Raw genomic sequence first — 18,123 nt, forward strand, 5'->3', positions numbered from 1 at the left:
TCTCGTGTGGTGATTCTCGACTACGGTTCCGGCAACCTCCGCTCCGCCGAGCGCGCTGTGGCGCGCGCCGGGGCCGACGTCGAGGTCACCGCCGACCCGCATGCTGCGATCGAGGCCGACGGCCTGGTCGTGCCCGGCGTCGGCGCCTACTCCGCCTGCATGGCGGGTCTGCTGGACGTGCACGGGCACCGGATCATCGGCAAGCGGCTCGCGGGCGGGCGGCCGGTGCTCGGCATCTGCGTCGGCATGCAGATCCTCTTCTCCCGCGGCGTCGAGCACGGCGAGGAGACGGAGGGCACCGGCGAGTGGCCCGGTGTCGTCGACCGGCTGCACGCCGATGTCCTGCCGCACATGGGCTGGAACACCGTGCGCGCGCCGGCGGATTCGCGGCTGTTCGCCGGGCTCGACCCGGACGAGCGGTTCTACTTCGTGCACTCCTACGCCGCGCGCCGGTGGGAGCTCGACGGCCTGCCCGGCCAGGAGCCGAAGGTCACCTGGGCGAACCACGGCGAGGACTTCGTCGCCGCGGTCGAGAACGGGCCGCTGTGGGCCACCCAGTTCCACCCGGAGAAGTCCGGCGACGCCGGGGCGCACCTGCTGCGCAACTGGCTGGCGACCCTCTGACCGGGTGATCCGGGGCTCCGCCCTAGAGTTACCCCCGTGACTTTCACGCTGCTTCCCGCCGTTGATGTGGCCGATGGCCAGGCCGTGCGACTCGTCCAGGGCGAGGCCGGCACCGAGACCTCCTATGGCAACCCGCTGGAAGCGGCGTTCGCCTGGCAGCGCGACGGCGCCGAGTGGATCCACCTGGTCGACCTCGACGCCGCCTTCGGCAAGGGCAGCAACCGCGAGCTGCTCGCCGAGGTCGTCGGCAAGCTGGACGTCCAGGTGGAGCTGTCCGGCGGCATCCGCGACGACGCGTCCCTGAAGGCGGCCCTGGGCACCGGTGCCCGCCGAGTCAACCTCGGCACCGCCGCGCTCGAGGACCCGGAGTGGACCGCCCGGGTCATCGGCGAGTACGGCGACCGCGTCGCGATCGGCCTCGACGTGCGGATCACCGAGGCCGGCCACCGGCTTTCGGCCCGCGGCTGGACCTCCGACGGCGGCGACCTGTGGGAGGTCCTGGAGCGCCTGGACCGCGACGGCGCCTCCCGCTACGTCGTCACCGACGTCAGCAAGGACGGCACCCTGCGCGGCCCGAACCTCGACCTGCTGCGTGACGTCGTCGCCCGCACCGACGCGCCGGTGATCGCCTCCGGCGGGGTGTCGAGTGTCGCCGACCTCGTCGCGCTGGCGGGCCTGGCGGCCGACGGCGTCGAGGGCTCCATCGTCGGCAAGGCCCTCTACGCCGGCGCGTTCACGCTGCCGGAAGCCCTCGCCGCGGTCGCGGAGCTCTAACCGAGCAGGGACACCGCGGTCCGGCGCGGCAGCAGCCCGGCGACCGCGGTGATCACGGCGTTCGGCCGTCCCGAGACCACGGTCGGCCCTTGGCGGTCGTTCAGCGCGCGAAGGGCGCGCGCCGCGACTTCGCCCGGCGTCTGCACCAGCCAGGAGGGGACGTCTCCGGCCTGCTGCGACTCGGTCGTGGTGACGCCCGGGCACAGCGCCAGCACGTGCACCCCGCGGCCTTTCTGTTCGTGCCACAGGGTTTCGGAGAACGACGTCACGAACGCCTTGGTGGCGCTGTAGACGCCGAGGCCCGGCTTGGGCGTGAACCCCAGCGTCGAGGACACGTTCACCAGCGCGGAGCCCGGCCGGGCCCGGGTGAGGAAGGCGTGGGCCAGCGTGACCACCGCGCGGCAGTTGAGGTCCACCACGGCCAGCGAGTCCCGCAGCGACGTCTCCGCGAAGCCGCCGTGCACCGCCGCGCCGGCGTTGTTCACCAGCAGCGTGTACGGCTCGCGGGCCAGCCGGTCGGCGGTGGTCTGCAAGCCTTCGGCGGTGGCCAGGTCCGCGGCCAGGTGGTCGTGGCCCGGACCGAGCTCCGCCACGAGGTCCGCGAGGCGGTCTTCGCGGCGGGCCACGGCCGTCACCGAGTAGCCGGCCGCGGCCAGTGCCGTGGCGAATGCCCGGCCGATGCCCGCGCTCGCCCCCGTCACCAGCGCCTTCACCGCTTCGGCTTCGTGTCCGGCGCGAACGCGAACGAGATGCGTTCCATCAGCGGCTTGCGCTGGGTGTTGTGGAACGCGGCGACGAGCCAGCGGCCGTTGTCGCGGACCAGCGTGTACGTCTGGACCTTGGAAAGCTTGCCCGGCTGCGCGCCCTTGTGGGTGTCGCCGCTGGTGCTCACGACCGCGACGTCCGCGCCGAGGAACCGCACGTCCAGGACTTCGTGGGCGAGCTTGGTGCCCTTGAGGAACTTCTCGAACAGGACCCGGTGGCTGCCGGCGATGTCGTCGCGGCCGGTGTAGCGCGTGCCGACGAAGGTCACGTAGGTCGCGTCTTCGGTGAAGTGCGCGCCGTAGGCGTCGGCGTCTCCGCGGCCCCACGCGTCGGCGAGCGAGTCGAGCACGGCGGTGACAGCCGTCCGGTCGGTGGTCAGCATGGTCGTCTCCTATACTTAGCTTCACATGTGCAGTATCTGCACATGTGCAGATATTAGACAGGAGAGCGATCGGATGGCAAGTGAGCGGCACGTGCTCTTTCGGCGATACCTGGACGCGGTGGGCCTGCACGGCCTGGCCGGGGCGGAAGCCGCCGGCCTGCACGCCACCGAGTGGTACGCGCTCAGCCTGCTCGACCTGGAGGGCCCGCTGACCTCGGGCGAGCTGTCGGCGCGCACCGGCCTCACCACCGGCGCGACGACCCGGCTGATCGACCGGCTCGAGCGCGCCGGCTACGTCCGCCGCGCCGCCGACCCGGCCGACCGGCGCAAGGTGCTGGTCGAACCGGTGCCGGACGCGCTCGCCGGGGTCGAGGGGATCGTCGGCCCGGCCCGGGGCCGGATCGCCGAGGTCATCGGCCGGTACCCGCCGGAGCAGCAGGAGGTGCTGTTCGACTACTTCGCCCGCGCCGCGCCGGCCTACCGGGAAGCTTCGGAAGAGATCCGCAAGGCGACGCGGGAGCGTCAGCTCGACGCCGGACGGTAGGTGGTGATCGTGCCGCCGTGGCCGAAGGTCAGGACCTCGGCGGGGGTGAACCCGCGCGGCCCGAATCCGCCGCGGAACATCGGCACTCCGCCGCCTGCGACCACCGGGTAGGACTTGACCACCAGTTCGTCGATCTCCGGCAGCAGCTGCCCGGCCAGGTCCGCGCCGCCGCACAGCCAGATGCCGAGGCCGGTGTCCGCTGCCTTGAGCTGCTGCACCAGCGCCCGCGGATCGCCGGGCACGATCGTGACGGCCGGGTCGGCGACCTCGGTCAGCGAGCGCGAGACGACGTACTGTCGCAGGTGGGCGTACGGGCTGGCGACGCCCGCGTCCATGGCCGGCTGGTAGGTGCCGCGGCCCATGAGGACCGTGTCGTACCGCTTGTTCGGCGTGTCCGCTGCCATCCCGATGAGGGGGCGGATGTGGGTCGGCATGGTCTCCGGGAATTCCGCCCGCACGTGGGCGACCATGTCCGGGGCGAGCGGGTGGAAATCGGTCTCGCCGTCCGGTCCGGCGATCATGCCGTCGATGCTGACGCCGACGAAGTACGTGAGCTTGCGCATGGTGCCCCCGACCGGAATGACTCCGGTTATAGTACTTTGGTTGAAGTGGTTTGACCGTAGTACTACGTCTGGAGTGGTGTCAACATGGTGCGACGCAATCCCGGGCGCCGGGCGGCACTGCTCGACGCCGCGATCGAGGTCCTGGCCGACGAGGGCGCGCGGGGGCTCACCTTCCGCGCGGTCGACCAGCAGGCCGGAGTGCCGGTCGGTACGGCCTCCAACTACTTCTCCAGCCGCGGCGACATCCTCAAGGGCGCGGGGGAGCGGGTGTACGAGCGGCTGGCCGATGATGACGTCATCGCGGACGGCCTGCAGGGGCCGCGGGACCGGGCCCGCGTCACCGAGCTGATGCACGCGCTCGTGGACCGTGTCGCCGCGTTCCCGACGGGGTTCCTGGCGCTGCTGGAACTACGGCTGGAAGCCGTGCGCCGTCCGGAGCTGCGGGACGTGCTGACCCACCGCATCCGCGCGGACCTCGACTTCAACGTCGCCCACCACGAGAAGTCCGGCCTGCCCGGCGACGGCACGATGGTGGTGCTGCTGTGGCTGGCGCTGAACTGGCTGATCGTGGAACGGCTGACGCTACCCGAGCTGTTCACCGACGAGCAGCGCCACGACCTCGTCACCGCGCTGGTGGACCGCCTGCTGACCGGGCAGCCGCCGAAAAGCGGCTGACAGCGGCCTGCCGGCGTCGTAGGTTGCCGCGGGTGGAGGAGATCGTCACCGAGCTCGAAATGACCGGCCCCGATCAGCTCAACCCGGCTCCGCCCGTCGACGGTGTCGCGCTGCGGGCCACCGGGCCGGGGGCGCTGATCCGCGAGCTGCACGTCCGGATCGGGACGCCGTACCGGTGGCCGAGCGCGTCACGGGGCGACGAGGAGTGGGAACGCTGGTTCGCCGCCGCCCGCCGCGAGTACCGGCTCATCGAGTACCGCGGCGAAGTCGCCGGCGTCGCGGATTTCGAGCCGCAGCGGGAGCACGACGTCGAGATCACCACGTTCGGCTTGCTGCCGGAGTTCGTCGGCAAAGGACTCGGCGGGTACGCGCTCACCCTCGCCGTCGCCGACGCGTGGACGCTGCCGGGAGCGCGCCGCGTCTGGCTGCACACTTCGACGCTCGATCACCCGCACGCACTGCCGAACTACCTGCGGCGCGGCTTCCGCAGCTTCAGCCGTCCAGTTTGACGGCGATCCCGACCGTCCGGTCCGCCGGGCCGCGCAGCTTCGAGAAGAACATCGTGACGCGCCCGGTGATGCCGTACTTGCGGCCGATCGCCTGCCGGGCCCGTTCGGTGTCCCCGGCGTCCAGCAGCCGGGCCTGGCCGGACACCTTCGGGCCGTGCGTCTTCTGCCCGCGCACGTCGCAGGCCTGGACCTCGACCCGGCCGTCGTTGCGGATGCGCTTGACCTTGCCGGCCTTCCGCACCGACCACAGCAGGAGCTCGCCGCCGTCACCGGCCACCCAGACCGGGGTCGGCACGGCCCGCCCGTCGCGCCGGAACGTGGTCAGGACGACGTAGCGCTCGGCGGCGAGGCGGTCGGTCTCGGAAGTCATGGGCTCACCGTAGCCGGGTGGCGCGCGGCGATGCCGGGGGTAGCGGGTGATCAGACCGGACGGTCCGCGGCCGCACCGTAGCCGACGGGAAGAACGACTGGGCCTTTCGGCGCCCGAAGCCCACACGCCTGGCCGAAGCGTTTCGACACCCATGTCTGAAACGCTTTGTGTGCTGGATCATTCCGCACACTGGAGGGCGTAGATGGCGGTCATCCACGAAGTACCGGTTCATCCGCAGGCGAGGTTCTTCGGCGCCGGGCCGTATCCCGCGCGTCGCGCCGCCGTGGCTGTCGTCGCGGTCCTGGCGGGGTTCGCGCTGACCGTGATCTGGTCGGCCCCGTTCGTCGACTCCGTGATCGGCGACAGCGTCGCCAACGGGCTCCTCGGCTACGACGCCAAGGCCACGCCGATCAGCGGGGTCCTCGCCGGGACGCTCTTCGCGTTCGTCTCCGGCCTCGCGGGGTCGTTCACCGCCTGCAACATCGCCGCCTTCGGGGCGGTCGCGCCGCTGGTCGGCGGCCAAGCGGCGGAAAAGCGGCGCTTCGCCACCACGCTCAAGCCGCTCGGCTGGATCGCCGCGGGCATGCTCACCGTGTCGGTGGTCTACGGCGTGATCGTCGCGCTCGTCGGGACGCGGATGCCGCAGTTCTCCACCGCGAAGACCACCGGGCTGTCGCCGCGCAGCGTCCAGTCCATGGTCGCCTTCGGTGTCGTCGGCCTGGTCTTCCTGCTGCTGGGCCTGATCGCCCTCGGTCTCGTCCGCAACCCACTGGCCGGCTTCACCCGCCGCCACCCGGCGGCCCCGCTGGTGCTGATGGGCGCGCTCATCGGCGGGTTCCTCATCGGCAGGCCGTACCCGCTGTTCCGGATCATGTTCCGCAGTGCCGCGGAGGAGCACAACGTGCTGTACGGCGCCGCCGCGTTCGCCCTGCAGTCGGTCGGCAACATCGTCGTCATGGCGGTGCTGTTCCTCCTCCTGACGCACGCGACCGGCGGACGCGTGCACCGCTGGCTGGCCGCGAAACCGGCCCGGATCGCGACCGTGACCGGCGCGGCCCTGCTCGTCGGCGGCACGTTCACGCTGCTCTACTGGGACGTCCGGGTGCTCGGCAGGCTCGGGATCATCTGGTTCCCGGCGATCAACTGGTAGGCCGGCCGAGCCACCGGTAGTCGGGCGAGGGGTCGAGCTGGACGCCGTCGGCGATGGCGACCAGTTCGGCCTCCGGCAGCGGGCCCGTCACCCGCAGCCAGCGTCCTGACGGCAGCCGGACCGCGACCATCGCCGTCCGCTCGGTGCCCGGTGCCACGAAGAAGCCGCCGCTGCCGCGGACGGTCACCGGTGCGGCGCCGTGCACGCCGGGAAGGTCCGGGCCGACGACGGCGTGCACCACGGGCATCGACGGCCGGGCCGGGTCGGCCGCGGTGAGCTCGGTGCTCGCGTCGCCGGGACCGGAGCCCCGCACCGCGGCCGAGCGCTCGGCCAGCCCCGCCGGCAACGGGCCGAACCGCAGCTCGCCGCGGACGCCGACCGGTTCGGCGGCGACGTCGTCGGCGAACCGCTGGGCGACCGCGCGGGCATCCGGGATCCCGGCGATCGCCGCGCCCAGCACGTGCTCGTCGTCGGCCTGCCAGGTGAGCTCGGCGGCGTCGCCGGAGCCGGTGAGCATGGCGACCCGGCCGTGCACCAGGACCTGGTCGTGGATCGACGCGATCTTCAGCGCGGCCTGCGACCACGCGGGGTCGGCGGTGGAGTACGTCCGCAGCGTGATCGAGGCCGGACCGGCGAACCACCGCCGCACCTGCGGGGTGATCCCGGGGCCGCCTTCGCGGTACTGCTCGGTGAAGCCGTCCGGCAACCACCCGGGGCCGTAGGTGAGCACCGGGCGGCCCGCGGCAGGCACCGGGCTCGGCGTGGTCAGCAGCTGGGTACCCGCGACGACGCCGACGATCAGCGCGACCACGGCGGCGGCCACCAGCGCGAGCCGGGCGGTCCCCCGCGGGCGTCGACCGGCGCGGGCGAGGGCCTCGTGCACCGCGCGCCCGTCCGGGGCGCGGGCGGCGAGGCGGTCCAGGCTTTCCCGGATCAGTGTCTCGGTCTCGTGCTCGCTGCGCGTCATTCGGGGGCTCCGGTGGTGAGGACGGTGTGGTGCGACGCGGCCGGGCGCAGGGTGGCCAGTGCGCGCGAGATCTGGCTGCGCACGGTGGAGGCTCCGCAACGCAGGACCGCGGCGATCTCGGCGTCGGAGTAGTTCTCGTAGTAGCGCAGCACGATGGCGGCACGCTGCTTGCGGGGCAGCGTGGCGAGCAGGCCGAGCATCGCGTCCCGCTCGTCGTAGGCGGCGGCCGGATCGGGTTCCGGCGGGCTGAGCGCGTCGAGGACTTCGTGGCTGCTGGGCACCATCCGCCGCACCGCGCGCCGCCGCCACGACAGGTACTCGTTGGTGACCATCCGCCGCACGTAGGTCGGCGGGGTGGCGATGGTGTCCCACCGCTGTTGGGCGCGCAGCAGCACCTCCTGGACGATGTCCTGCGCGAGGTGCGGGTCGTTGGTCAGGACGGTGGCGTAGCGGAGCAGCCCGTCCAGCCGCTCCGCGACGAACTCTTCGAAGCTCACACGCGTCCTTTCCGTCACCCTGGTGGACGCATGTGGGGGCCGTGCCGATGCGCGGACGGTGAAGATTTCTCGCGCGACGATGTCCTCGCGCCACGCCCCCGGCCGTGCCATTGCCTGCGGTCCGGAGCCCCTTGACTACGCTGGTGGCATGTCTGTCGCGGTGCGGGTGATCCCCTGTCTCGACGTCGACGCGGGCCGGGTCGTGAAGGGTGTCAACTTCGCCGGCCTCCGCGACGCCGGTGACCCCGTCGAGCTGGCCCGGCGCTATGACGCCGAAGGCGCCGACGAGCTCACCTTCCTCGACGTCACGGCGTCCTCCGGGGACCGGGAGACCACCTACGACGTCGTCCGCCGCACGGCCGAGCAGGTCTTCATCCCGCTCACCGTCGGAGGCGGCGTGCGGAGCAACGACGACGTCAACCGGCTGCTGCGGACCGGGGCCGACAAGGTCAGCATCAACACCGCCGCCATCGCGCGGCCCGAGTTCCTCAGCGAGGCCTCCCGGCGGTTCGGGGCCCAGTGCATCGTGTTGTCCGTCGACGCCCGGCGCGTGCCGGAGGGCGGCGAGCCGACTCCGTCCGGCTTCGAGGTCACCACCCACGGCGGCCGCCGCGGGACCGGGATCGACGCCGTCGAGTGGGCCGCGCGGGGCGAGGAGCTGGGCGTCGGGGAGATCCTGCTCAACTCCATGGACGCCGACGGCACGAAGAACGGCTTCGACCTCGAACTCATCGAACTGGTGCGCAAGGCCGTGCGCGTCCCGGTGATCGCCAGCGGGGGAGCGGGTGCCCTCGAGCACTTCCTGCCCGCCGTCCGGACCGGTGCCGACGCCGTGCTCGCCGCCAGCGTGTTCCACTTCGGACAGCTGAAGATCGGGGACGTCAAGGACGCGCTGCGCGAAGGCGGGGTCGAGGTCCGGTGAAGTCCTGGCAGGCACCCGCCGAGGTGAAGGTCACCGCCGGCCTGCTGGTCGGGCTGCCCGTCGCGTGGGCGCTGCTCGACCTGATCCCCGTGCTCGGCGCCGGGGCGGGCCTGGCCATCTACCGGATGCCCGCGCTCGCGCTGATCCTCGGCGGCGTGGTGACCACCGGGCTGGTCCTCAAGCACGGCAGCGCGCGGATCGGCGGCCTGGTCGTCGCCGTCGTCTTCGCGCTGCTGCACGCGTTCCTGCTGCTCGGCGCCGAGCTGTGGTTCAACAAGCTGTTCTCCGGTCTTTCCTTCGCGGGCTACGGCTACGCGTTCGTCCTGTTGAACTCGATGCCGCTCAAGCGGCACATCCTGGGAGCGCAAGCATGACCCTGGACGCGGCCGTCTCGGCGCGCCTCAAGCGCAACGCCGACGGCCTGATCTCCGCGGTCGTCGTCGAACACGCCACTTCGGACGTGCTGATGATGGCGTGGATGAACGACGACGCCCTGGCCGCCACCCTCGCCACCCGCCGCGGCACGTACTGGTCACGCAGCCGGGGGAAGCTGTGGGTCAAGGGCGAGACGTCCGGGCACTACCAGCACGTCCGCGAAGTGCGGATCGACTGCGACGGGGATACGGTCCTGCTGCGCGTCGACCAGACCGGCCCGGCCTGTCACACCGGCACGCACACCTGTTTCGACACCGAGGAACGCCTCCTCCTGGCCGATGAGAAAGAGCTCGCGTGACCATCGTCACCGACATCCTGGTCGGGCTCGTCGCCCTGATCCACGTCTACATCGTCGTCCTGGAGATGTTCCTCTGGACGACACCCCGCGCCCGCGCCGCGTTCGGCACGACGAAGGAGTTCGCGGAAGAGAGCAAGACGCTCGCCGCGAACCAGGGGCTGTACAACGGCTTCCTGGCGCTCGCGCTGGTGTGGGGGCTCATCGCGACCGACCCGACCGGGTTCCAGCTCAAGCTGTACGGGGTCGTCTGCGTGATCGTCGCGGGCCTCTACGGCGCCGCGACGGCGAGCAAGCGGATCCTCTTCGTCCAGGTGCTCCCCGGCGCGCTGGCGCTGATCGCCCTGGTGCTGGCCCGGTAGGCGCTAACCTGCCTTCATGGGGGATTGGCTGCCGCCGAGGGAGCCGGGCGGGCCGGAGTGGGCGGCGCGGGGGACGGCCATGCTGGACACGAGCCTGCGGTGGTGCGTGGCCTCCACGGTCTTCGCGGTGCTGTTCGCCGCGGGCTTCCTGTTCTCCGGGCTCGTGCTGCCGTCGATCGGGATCCTGGTCGCCGCCGGGGTGCCCGGCTACTGGACCTTCGCGCGCGCCCGGCAGGCCGACGCCGCCCGCCGGACGGGCTGGCGCACGGCGCCGATTTCCCGACTGGCCGCCGGAGGAGGCCGCCGATGACCGGCCGGGCCGGGGCTCAGCCGATCTCGCCGGTGATGTAGCGCTGCAGGTTCGGCGCCACGGCCCGCACCAGGACCTCGACGTCCTCGGTGGCGAACGGCTCGAACTTCGCGACGTAGCGGATCATCCCGAGACCCACCATCTGGGACGCGCAGAGGTTCATCCGCAGCGGGATGCGGTCCGAGCCGATCGCGGAGATCAGGGCGCTGAAGAACCGCTGGAAGAAGTCGCGCAGCACGTGCCCGGCCTGCTCGTGGCCGGCGACGCTGCGGATGAGCGCCACGAACACGCCGCCGCCCGCGCTGTCCCAGCGGGTGATGAAGGTGCGGACGATCCGTTCGCCGAGTTCGTCGTCGGGGCCGTCGCGCAGGGTCTGCTGCAGCTCCACCGGGTCGAACGGCAGCTCGAGGACGGCGTGGGCGAACAGGCCCTCCTTGCCGCCGAACCAGTGGTTGACCATCGCCGCGTCGACGCCGGCGCGGGTGGCGATCGCGCGTACGGTCGCCCCGTCGTAGCCGTTTTCGGCGAACACGGCCCGCGCGGCTTCGACCAGCGCAGTGCGGGTGTCCTGGCCGGCGGGCCGCCGGCCGCGGCGGCGGGCCGTAGTCTCCGTGTTGTCCGTGGCGCTCACGGCTTCATCATGACCCAGGCCGGGCCAGAATTCAACATTCATTGAATTATGGCCCGGCGCCGCCGCGATCCGCCGGGGCGGCACAATGAGGTCCATGGTCAGCGCATCCGCCGGTTCGGCCGGTCCCGGCACGGTCAGCCCGTCTCGCGAGGACTTCCGCGTCCTCGCCGAGAGCCGCCGCGTGATCCCGGTCGTGCGCCGGGTCCTCGCCGACGGCGAGACGCCGATCGGGGTGTACCGCAAGCTCGCCGCCGACCGGCCCGGCACCTTCCTCTTCGAGTCCGCCGAAAACGGCGCGTCCTGGACCCCCTGGTCGTTCATCGGCGTCCGCAGCCGGGCCGCCCTCACCGTCCGCGACGGCGAAGCGGTCTGGACCGGCACCCCGCCGGTCGGCCTGCCGGGTGAGGGCAACCCGCTGGAAGTCCTGCGCGAGACCATCGAAGCCCTCCAGACCGAGCCGCTGCCCGGCATGCCGCCGCTCACCGGCGGCATGGTCGGCTACATCGGCTACGACGCCGTGCGCTGGCTGGAAAAGCTGCCGGAGCTGGCCGAGCGCGACCTGGACATCCCCGAGCTGACCATGTTCCTGGCCACCGACCTCGCGGCGTTCGACCACCACGAAGGCACGGTCACGCTCATCGCGAACGCCGTCAACTGGGACGACTCGCCCGAGCGCGTGGACGCGGCCTACGACGACGCCGTCGCCCGGCTGAGCGCCATGACCGAGCAGCTGCAGGTGGCCGCGCCCGCCACCGTCGCCGCGTTCGACCGGCCCGTGCCGGAATTCACCCGGAAGCGGTCCAAGGAAGACTTCCACGCCGCGGTCGAGAAGGCCGTCGAGGCGATCAAGGCCGGCGAAGCGTTCCAGATCGTGCCGTCGCAGCGGTTCGAGATCCCCACCGAAGCCGACGCGCTCGACATCTACCGCGTGCTCCGGACGTCCAACCCGAGCCCGTACATGTACCTGCTGCGGCTGGAGGGGTTCGACATCGTCGGCTCCAGCCCCGAGTCCCTGGTCACCGTGCGGGACGGCCGCGCGACCACGCACCCGATCGCGGGCACCCGCTGGCGCGGCGCCGACCCGGAGGAGGACGCGCAGCTGGCCAAGGACCTCCTCGCCGACGAGAAGGAGCGCGCCGAGCACCTGATGCTCGTCGACCTCGGCCGCAACGACCTCGGCAAGGTCTGCAAACCGGGCACCGTGCGCGTCGTCGACTTCTTCCAGATCGAGCGCTACAGCCACGTCATGCACATCGTGTCCACCGTCACCGGTGAGCTGGCCGACGGCAAGACGGCGTTCGACGCGGTCACGGCGTGCTTCCCGGCCGGGACGCTGTCCGGCGCGCCGAAGGTCCGCGCGATGGAGCTGATCGAGGAGCTGGAGCCGGTCCGCCGCGCGCTGTACGGCGGGGTCGTCGGCTACTTCGACTTCGCCGGCGACGCCGACACGGCGATCGCGATCCGCACCGCGCTGGTCAAGGACGGCATCGCGTACGTCCAGGCCGGGGGCGGGGTGGTCGCCGACTCGGTGCCGGACTACGAGGACACCGAATCGCTGAACAAGGCCAGGACCGTGCTCTCGGCGGTGGCCGCCGCGCAGACGATGGTGGCGGCCGGCCTCCTCGACCCGGACGCGGACACGGCTCGTGTCTGACGCGCCCGGGCGGCCGGACGCCCCCTCCCCGGCCCCGGCCGCCTCCCCGGCCGCGGCCGCTCCGGCGGTGGCGGCGGCCTCGAGGCGTCCGGTGTGGATGATCGTGGTCGCGCTCCTGCTGGGCGCGCTGGCCCTGTGGGGTGCGTCACGGCTGACCTGGTTCGCCGAGTTCCGCGACGGCGGCGTGCGGGGGACCGTGCTCCACCGCGAGACCGGCGAGCAGCGTGCCCCCGCGCTCGTGCCGCTGGCGCTGCTGGCCCTGGCCGGCGTGGCCGGGCTGGTGGCCACCGGCGGCTGGGCGCGGCGCGTGCTCGGTGTCGTGCTCGCGCTGGCGGGCGCCGCGGCCGTCTGGGCGGGGGTGGCCGGCGTCCGGTTCGGCGGTTACGCGGACGGGCTGCCGGTGACCGAGATGCTGCTGGGCCGCGGCCTCGCCGTCCTCGCGGGAATTCTCGTCGCCGCCGGCGGGTTGGCAGCCGTCAAGGGCGCGTCCCGAGCCGCGCGGCTCGGGACGAAGTACGCGGCCCCGGCCACGCGGAAAAAGGCCCGTGACCCCGACGCCGAGCTGTGGGAAGCCCTGACCGAAGGGGAAGATCCCACCGAGGCCGGTGGCAGGCATTCGGAGTAACGCGCACACCCGGAACCCGGCGTCCCGGATGCGGGGGTTAGCATCGTTTCGGCGGGAAGGGGAAGGTTTTTGTGAGCGACTTTGCGAGTGAATCCGTGAGCACGTGCCCTGGTGGGGGTGCCCGGTGAGCGTGCTCGAAGACATCGTCGCCGGCGTGCGGGAAGATCTCGCCGTGCGGGAATCCGCGCTGCCGTTCGACCAGCTGAAGATCCGCGCGGCCGCCGCCCCGGCGCCCCGCGACGTGATGGCCGCCCTGCGCGAGTCCGGCATCGGCGTGATCGCGGAAGTCAAGCGGCGCAGCCCGTCGAAGGGTGACCTGACCGACATCCCCGACCCGGCCGCGCTGGCGAAGGACTACGAAGCCGGCGGGGCGCGCGTGGTCAGCGTGCTCACCGAGCAGCGCCGCTTCGGCGGTTCGCTGGCCGACCTGGACGCCGTCCGCGCCGCGGTGGACATCCCCATCCTGCGCAAGGACTTCATCGTCAGCCCCTACCAGGTGCACGAGGCCCGCCTGCACGGCGCCGACATGGTGCTGCTGATCGTCGCCGCGCTGGAGCAGAACGCGCTCGTCTCGCTGCTCGACCGCGTCGAGTCGCTCGGGATGACCGCGCTGGTGGAGATCCACAACGCCGAGGAGGCCGACCGGGCCCTCGAGGCGGGCGCCAAGGTCATCGGCGTCAACGCGCGCAACCTGCACACCCTCGAGGTGGATCGCGACGTCTTCTCGCGGCTGGCCCCCGGCCTGCCGATGGACGTCTACAAGGTCGCCGAATCGGGTGTCCGCGGGCCGGGCGACCTGATGTCCTACGCCGGCCACGGCGCCGACGCGGTACTGGTCGGCGAGGGGCTCGTCGCCTCCGGCGATCCGAAGGGCGCCCTGATCAAGCTGGTCACCGCCGGTTCCCACCCCGCCTGCCCGAGGCCGTCGCGGTGACCGAGGAGCAGGGCAAGCACGACCCGGACGAGCGCGGCTACTACGGCCCGTACGGCGGGCGGTTCATGCCGGAGGCGCTGATCGGCGTCGTCGACGAGGTCGCCACCGAGTACGACAAGGCCCGGCACGATCCGGAGTTCCTGAACGAGTTCAACCGCCTGCTGAAGGACTACGCGGGCCGCCCGTCGCTGCTCACCGAGGCCAAGCGCTTCGGCGAGCACGCCGGCGGTGCGCGGGTCTTCCTCAAGCGCGAAGACCTGAACCACACCGGCTCCCACAAGATCAACAACGTGCTGGGCCAGGCGCTGCTCACCAAGCGCATGGGCAAGAAGCGCGTCATCGCCGAGACCGGCGCGGGCCAGCACGGCGTCGCGACGGCCACCGCGTGCGCGCTGCTCGACCTCGACTGCGTCGTCTACATGGGCGAGGTCGACACCGAGCGCCAGGCGCTGAACGTGGCCCGCATGCGGCTGCTCGGCGCCGAGGTGATCCCGGTCAAGACCGGGTCGCGGACGCTGAAGGACGCGATCAACGAGGCGCTGCGAGACTGGGTGACCAACTCCGACACCACGCACTACCTGTTCGGCACGGCGGCCGGTCCGGCCCCGTTCCCGGCGATGGTGCGCAACTTCCACCACGTCATCGGCACCGAGGCCCGGGAGCAGATCCTCGAGCAGGCCGGGCGCCTGCCCGACGTCGTCGCGGCCTGCGTCGGCGGTGGGTCGAACGCCATCGGCATCTTCTCGGGCTTCTACGACGACCCGTCCGTGCGGCTGGTCGGGCTGGAGCCGGGCGGCGAAGGCATCGAGGGCAACCGGAACGGGGCGACCCTGACCAAGGGCACCCCGGGCACCCTGCACGGCGCGATGACGTACCTGCTGCAGGACGAAGACGGCCAGACGGTCGAGTCGCACTCGATCTCGGCCGGCTTGGACTACCCGGGCGTCGGCCCGGAGCACGCGTGGCTCAAGGACACCGGCCGCGCCGAGTACCGCCCGATCACCGACGCCCAGGCGATGGACGCGTTCAAGCTGCTCTCGCGCACCGAGGGCATCATCCCGGCGATCGAGTCGGCGCACGCGCTGGCCGGCGTGCTGGACCTGGGCCGCGAGCTGGGCCCGGACGGCCTGATCGTCGTGAACCTCTCCGGCCGCGGCGACAAGGACATGGACACGGCGGCCAAGTGGTTCGGACTGGTGAACGGATGAGCGGGCTCGACGACCTCTTCGCCGCGACGCGCGCCGAAGGGCGTGGCGCGCTGATCGGCTACCTCCCGGCGGGCTTCCCGACGGTCGACGGTTCGAAGGACCTGATCGCGGCGACCATCGACGGCGGCGCGGACCTCATCGAGGTCGGCGTCCCGTACTCCGACCCGGTGATGGACGGCCCGACCATCCAGGCCGCTTCGGTGACCGCGCTGGACAACGGCTTCCGCCTCAAGCACCTGTTCGAGGTGGTCGAGTCGGTGTCGGCGCGCGGGGGCCGCGCGGTGGTGATGACGTACTGGAACCCGGTGAACCGCTACGGCGTGGACCGCTTCGCGCGTGACCTCGCTTCGGCGGGCGGGCTCGGCCTGATCACGCCGGACCTGATCCCGGACGAGGCAGCGTCGTGGATGACGGCGTCGAAGGAGCACGGCCTGGACCGGACGTTCCTGGTGGCGCCTTCGTCGTCGGAAGAGCGGCTCGCGCTCACGGCGGCCGCGTCGTCGGGCTTCATCTACGCGACCGCGGTCATGGGCGTGACGGGCGCGCGCGAGCAGGTCGGCGCGGGCGCGGAAGAGCTGGTCCGCCGCACGCGGGCGCACACGTCCCTGCCGATCGGCGTCGGTCTGGGTGTCCGGTCCGGTGACCAGGCGGCTCAGGTGGCTTCGTTCGCCGACGCGGTGATCGTGGGCTCGGCACTGGTGACGGCGGCAGCCGACGGTCCTTCGGGAGTCCGCGGCTTGGCGGAGGAACTGGCCGACGGCGTGCGCCGGGCGGTCGCCACCGCTTGAGCCGGCCGGAGCGCCGCGGCCCGCCACCTTTCCGTGCGGTAGCCGCCGTCCTCAAGGGCGGCCACGACGGCGGCTCAACCTCCTTTTCGCCTATTTTGCGATATGCCTATTTCCCGATATGCGGATCGATCCGTTGGGAATTGACTTTCCGGAAACGTCGAAGGCCGGCGAAGATCGCGCCACCTGAAGTTGGCTCTTACGGACGGGAAAGATCGGCGCTAGGGTCTTGCACGGCAGTCCGCCGGTTACCCCCTTCAGTGAATGCCCGCGCGAACCCCTGCGCGTTTTCCGCACCGCTCGATATCGGGTGTCGCTGCGTGGCGAGCTCCGGTTCCGCACCCCTGACGTTCCTGTCTCCGACCGCCCCACGAGGACCTGATCGATGTCAGTGCACTTACCCGCTCACGATCAGGCCGCGCGCCTGCCGGTGAGCCGAGCTCTGTTCGTTCTGCCGGTCGCGATCGTCATCACCGGCGGGCTCTGGTGGTGGATGACGGCCGGGGTGCCCGCGGCGGACCGGACGTTCGTGGCCTGGTACGGCGGGGTGGCGGCCGCTGTGGTGTGTGCGGCCGTCACGGTCGCCGCGTACTGCGCGCAGGCGGCGCGCCACTTCCGTGGCCGGCTCGCGGTCCTGGACGCGGAGGTCGCCCAGCTCGCCGACGACACGCTGCCCGCGGTGGTCGGGCGGGTGCGCGACGGAGCGTCGGCGGACACGGCGCTCGCCGAGGTGCCGGCTTCCGTCGACGGAGCCCGCCGGCGGGTGCTGGAGACGATCGCGCAGGAAATCAGCCGGGGAGAGCGCATGCGCGCGGCCACGATGGCGGCCTGCGCCAACGCCGCCGGCCGCGTTCAGGCGCTGGCCACCAGCATGCTGGCCGACCTGCGCGAGATGGAAGGCCGGTATGACGAAAACGTCCTCGGCGACCTGCTCGAACTGGACCACAGCACCGCGCAGGCGGGCCGCCTGGCGGACAGCATCGCGGTCCTGACCGGCGCACGTTCCGGCCGGCGCTGGACCAAGCCGATCGTGATGGAAAGCATCCTGCGCGGGGCGATGGGGCGCATCAGCGCCTACCAGCGGGTGCGGACGCACTCGACCAGCACGGTCGCGGTCGCCGGGTACGCCGCCGAAGGGGTCATGCACGCACTGGCCGAACTGATGGACAACGCCACCAGCTTCTCCCCGCCGTCGGAGGACGTGCACGTGTACGTGGAGGAGGTGCACGCGGGTGTCGTGGTCACGATCGAGGACAGTGGCCTCGTCATGAGCCCCGCCGCACTCGAGCGTGCCGTGCGGGCGGTTTCCGCCGAGCCGCTGGACCTGACGACACTGTCCGGGACCCGGCTGGGACTGGCGGTGGTGGGGTGCCTGGCGCGCAAACACGGCCTGACCGTGCACTTCCGGCCGTCCGCGCGGGGCGGCACCGGAGTGGTGGTCATGATCCCGCGGCAACTGATCACCCAGCCCGCACCGGAAGCCCGGCCGGTCACGCCGAGTGCGCCGCCCGCCGCGCCCGCTGTGCCCCCTGCGATCGAGTCCGAAGTGGAGAGTGCGTCGTCCGGGCTGCCGCAGCGACGTCGCGGGCAGACGCTGGCGGCCGCGCCCAAGACGGCGCCGCCGCCGGTGGCGAGCCCCGCACCGGCTCGGGCCGACGCCGGTGCGCGGTTCAGCGCCTTCCGCGCGGCCGGCCGGGGAACCCGCTCTTCTGCGCCTTCGGAGGACAGCCGATGAACACCACGGAACACGACCTGGACTGGTTGCTGGAAAACCTCCTGAGCAAGACGCCGGGCACGCGGCACGCCCTGGTGCTCTCCAAGGACGGCCTCAAGCTCTGCCACACCCGCGGGCTCACCATCGACCAGGCCGACCAGCTGGCCGCCATCTCCTCGGGCATCCAGAGCCTGGCGTACGGCACGTCCATCGAATTCGGCGACGGCACCGGCGGTGTGCGGCAGTCGATGACGGAGTTCCACGGCGGGATGCTGTTCATCGTGGAGGCAGGTGAAGGAGCCCACCTCGCCGTGATCGCCGCCGACGACGCGGACGTGGGTCTCATCGGCCACAACATGAACGAGCTCGTCGAGCAGCTCGGTGAGCACCTGACCGCGCCGCCCCGCCCGCAGCACAGCGGCGGGTGA

Annotated in this window: 25 protein-coding genes; 18 read left to right on the top strand and 7 right to left on the bottom strand. The window is 72.0% G+C overall.

Annotation, left to right across the window (positions count from 1 at the left end):
- Positions 1-6: 6 nt before the first annotated feature.
- Together hisH and priA are read left to right on the top strand one after the other, a co-directional pair.
- The gene (gene hisH / locus AB0F15_RS31580; protein WP_360278359.1) at positions 7-624 is read left to right on the top strand and encodes an imidazole glycerol phosphate synthase subunit HisH; all 618 of its coding nucleotides are present in this window, start codon (positions 7-9) and stop codon (positions 622-624) included.
- 36 nt (positions 625-660) lie between these two features.
- Positions 661-1,398, top strand: coding sequence for a bifunctional 1-(5-phosphoribosyl)-5-((5-phosphoribosylamino)methylideneamino)imidazole-4-carboxamide isomerase/phosphoribosylanthranilate isomerase PriA (priA, locus tag AB0F15_RS31585; protein ID WP_360278247.1), 738 nt, complete (start codon positions 661-663; stop codon positions 1,396-1,398).
- Here priA and AB0F15_RS31590 read toward each other — a convergent pair.
- Together AB0F15_RS31590 and AB0F15_RS31595 are read right to left on the bottom strand one after the other, a co-directional pair.
- The gene (locus AB0F15_RS31590) at positions 1,395-2,111 is read right to left on the bottom strand and encodes an SDR family NAD(P)-dependent oxidoreductase (RefSeq protein WP_360278250.1); all 717 of its coding nucleotides are present in this window, start codon (positions 2,109-2,111) and stop codon (positions 1,395-1,397) included. The genes priA and AB0F15_RS31590 overlap by 4 nt on opposite strands.
- The gene (locus tag AB0F15_RS31595) at positions 2,108-2,545 is read right to left on the bottom strand and encodes an SgcJ/EcaC family oxidoreductase (protein WP_360278253.1); all 438 of its coding nucleotides are present in this window, start codon (positions 2,543-2,545) and stop codon (positions 2,108-2,110) included. Before AB0F15_RS31595 ends, AB0F15_RS31590 begins: the two co-directional genes overlap by 4 nt.
- Positions 2,546-2,636: 91 nt before the next feature.
- Here AB0F15_RS31595 and AB0F15_RS31600 point away from each other — a divergent pair, with 91 nt between their 5' ends.
- Complete coding sequence (locus AB0F15_RS31600) at positions 2,637-3,089, top strand: MarR family transcriptional regulator (protein WP_360278256.1); 453 nt, start codon at positions 2,637-2,639, stop codon at positions 3,087-3,089.
- On the opposite strand, the gene AB0F15_RS31605 is transcribed toward AB0F15_RS31600, so the two are convergent.
- Positions 3,068-3,652, bottom strand: coding sequence for a dihydrofolate reductase family protein (locus tag AB0F15_RS31605; RefSeq protein ID WP_360278258.1), 585 nt, complete (start codon positions 3,650-3,652; stop codon positions 3,068-3,070). The two genes, AB0F15_RS31600 and AB0F15_RS31605, sit on opposite strands and share 22 nt — an antisense overlap.
- 84 nt (positions 3,653-3,736) lie before the next feature.
- Here AB0F15_RS31605 and AB0F15_RS31610 point away from each other — a divergent pair, with 84 nt between their 5' ends.
- Positions 3,737-4,327, top strand: a complete 591-nt coding sequence (locus AB0F15_RS31610) for a TetR family transcriptional regulator (RefSeq protein ID WP_360278260.1) — start codon at positions 3,737-3,739, stop codon at positions 4,325-4,327.
- Between the two features lie 32 nt (positions 4,328-4,359).
- Positions 4,360-4,836, top strand: coding sequence for a GNAT family N-acetyltransferase (locus tag AB0F15_RS31615; protein WP_360278263.1), 477 nt, complete (start codon positions 4,360-4,362; stop codon positions 4,834-4,836).
- Here AB0F15_RS31615 and AB0F15_RS31620 read toward each other — a convergent pair.
- Positions 4,820-5,206 carry a PPOX class F420-dependent oxidoreductase gene (locus AB0F15_RS31620; RefSeq protein WP_360278266.1) on the bottom strand — a complete coding sequence of 129 codons (387 nt, stop codon included), beginning with the start codon at positions 5,204-5,206 and terminating at the stop codon, positions 4,820-4,822. The two genes, AB0F15_RS31615 and AB0F15_RS31620, sit on opposite strands and share 17 nt — an antisense overlap.
- A 202-nt stretch (positions 5,207-5,408) precedes the next feature.
- On the opposite strand from AB0F15_RS31620, the gene AB0F15_RS31625 reads away from it, so the two are divergent.
- Positions 5,409-6,356: a hypothetical protein gene (locus tag AB0F15_RS31625; protein WP_360278269.1), complete on the top strand. Its 948-nt coding sequence runs from the start codon at positions 5,409-5,411 to the stop codon at positions 6,354-6,356.
- Here the strand turns inward: AB0F15_RS31625 and AB0F15_RS31630 are convergent.
- The gene (locus AB0F15_RS31630) at positions 6,346-7,323 is read right to left on the bottom strand and encodes a hypothetical protein (RefSeq protein WP_360278272.1); all 978 of its coding nucleotides are present in this window, start codon (positions 7,321-7,323) and stop codon (positions 6,346-6,348) included. The genes AB0F15_RS31625 and AB0F15_RS31630 overlap by 11 nt on opposite strands.
- On the bottom strand, positions 7,320-7,820 hold the full coding sequence (locus AB0F15_RS31635) for a SigE family RNA polymerase sigma factor (RefSeq protein WP_360278275.1): 501 nt from the start codon (positions 7,818-7,820) through the stop codon (positions 7,320-7,322). Before AB0F15_RS31635 ends, AB0F15_RS31630 begins: the two co-directional genes overlap by 4 nt.
- 148 nt (positions 7,821-7,968) lie before the next feature.
- On the opposite strand from AB0F15_RS31635, the gene hisF reads away from it, so the two are divergent.
- From hisF to AB0F15_RS31660, 5 genes are read left to right on the top strand one after another with little or no spacing between them, the layout of a single operon-like run.
- Positions 7,969-8,742: an imidazole glycerol phosphate synthase subunit HisF gene (gene hisF / locus AB0F15_RS31640; RefSeq protein WP_360278278.1), complete on the top strand. Its 774-nt coding sequence runs from the start codon at positions 7,969-7,971 to the stop codon at positions 8,740-8,742.
- The gene (locus AB0F15_RS31645; RefSeq protein ID WP_360278281.1) at positions 8,739-9,116 is read left to right on the top strand and encodes a hypothetical protein; all 378 of its coding nucleotides are present in this window, start codon (positions 8,739-8,741) and stop codon (positions 9,114-9,116) included. The genes hisF and AB0F15_RS31645 overlap by 4 nt, the downstream gene beginning before the upstream one ends.
- On the top strand, positions 9,113-9,475 hold the full coding sequence (gene hisI, locus AB0F15_RS31650; RefSeq protein WP_360278284.1) for a phosphoribosyl-AMP cyclohydrolase: 363 nt from the start codon (positions 9,113-9,115) through the stop codon (positions 9,473-9,475). The genes AB0F15_RS31645 and hisI overlap by 4 nt, the downstream gene beginning before the upstream one ends.
- The gene (locus AB0F15_RS31655; protein ID WP_360278287.1) at positions 9,472-9,834 is read left to right on the top strand and encodes a DUF1304 domain-containing protein; all 363 of its coding nucleotides are present in this window, start codon (positions 9,472-9,474) and stop codon (positions 9,832-9,834) included. The genes hisI and AB0F15_RS31655 overlap by 4 nt, the downstream gene beginning before the upstream one ends.
- 16 nt (positions 9,835-9,850) lie before the next feature.
- Positions 9,851-10,144 carry a hypothetical protein gene (locus AB0F15_RS31660; protein ID WP_360278290.1) on the top strand — a complete coding sequence of 98 codons (294 nt, stop codon included), beginning with the start codon at positions 9,851-9,853 and terminating at the stop codon, positions 10,142-10,144.
- Positions 10,145-10,160: 16 nt separating this feature from the next.
- Here AB0F15_RS31660 and AB0F15_RS31665 read toward each other — a convergent pair whose 3' ends face one another.
- Positions 10,161-10,775 carry a TetR family transcriptional regulator gene (locus AB0F15_RS31665; protein ID WP_360278293.1) on the bottom strand — a complete coding sequence of 205 codons (615 nt, stop codon included), beginning with the start codon at positions 10,773-10,775 and terminating at the stop codon, positions 10,161-10,163.
- A 94-nt stretch (positions 10,776-10,869) separates the two neighbouring features.
- Between AB0F15_RS31665 and AB0F15_RS31670 the strand changes: the two genes are divergently transcribed.
- The 7 genes from AB0F15_RS31670 (at position 10,870) to AB0F15_RS31700 (ending at position 18,123) form a co-directional block, all read left to right on the top strand.
- Entirely contained in the window at positions 10,870-12,429 is a 1,560-nt protein-coding gene (locus AB0F15_RS31670) for an anthranilate synthase component I (RefSeq protein WP_360278296.1), read from the top strand.
- Positions 12,430-12,526: 97 nt separating this feature from the next.
- Complete coding sequence (locus tag AB0F15_RS31675) at positions 12,527-13,054, top strand: Trp biosynthesis-associated membrane protein (RefSeq protein WP_360278361.1); 528 nt, start codon at positions 12,527-12,529, stop codon at positions 13,052-13,054.
- 124 nt (positions 13,055-13,178) lie between these two features.
- Positions 13,179-13,988 carry an indole-3-glycerol phosphate synthase TrpC gene (gene trpC, locus AB0F15_RS31680; RefSeq protein WP_360278299.1) on the top strand — a complete coding sequence of 270 codons (810 nt, stop codon included), beginning with the start codon at positions 13,179-13,181 and terminating at the stop codon, positions 13,986-13,988.
- Complete coding sequence (trpB, locus tag AB0F15_RS31685) at positions 13,985-15,196, top strand: tryptophan synthase subunit beta (RefSeq protein WP_360278302.1); 1,212 nt, start codon at positions 13,985-13,987, stop codon at positions 15,194-15,196. Before trpC ends, trpB begins: the two co-directional genes overlap by 4 nt.
- Positions 15,193-15,984 (top strand): tryptophan synthase subunit alpha, encoded by a 792-nt coding sequence (gene trpA, locus AB0F15_RS31690; protein ID WP_360278305.1) that lies wholly within the window; start codon positions 15,193-15,195, stop codon positions 15,982-15,984. Before trpB ends, trpA begins: the two co-directional genes overlap by 4 nt.
- 382 nt (positions 15,985-16,366) lie before the next feature.
- Complete coding sequence (locus tag AB0F15_RS31695) at positions 16,367-17,716, top strand: ATP-binding protein (protein ID WP_360278307.1); 1,350 nt, start codon at positions 16,367-16,369, stop codon at positions 17,714-17,716.
- Positions 17,713-18,123, top strand: coding sequence for a roadblock/LC7 domain-containing protein (locus tag AB0F15_RS31700; protein ID WP_360278310.1), 411 nt, complete (start codon positions 17,713-17,715; stop codon positions 18,121-18,123). Before AB0F15_RS31695 ends, AB0F15_RS31700 begins: the two co-directional genes overlap by 4 nt.

This window comes from Amycolatopsis sp. NPDC026612 (assembly GCF_040638285.1).
Lineage (GTDB): Bacteria > Actinomycetota > Actinomycetes > Mycobacteriales > Pseudonocardiaceae > Amycolatopsis.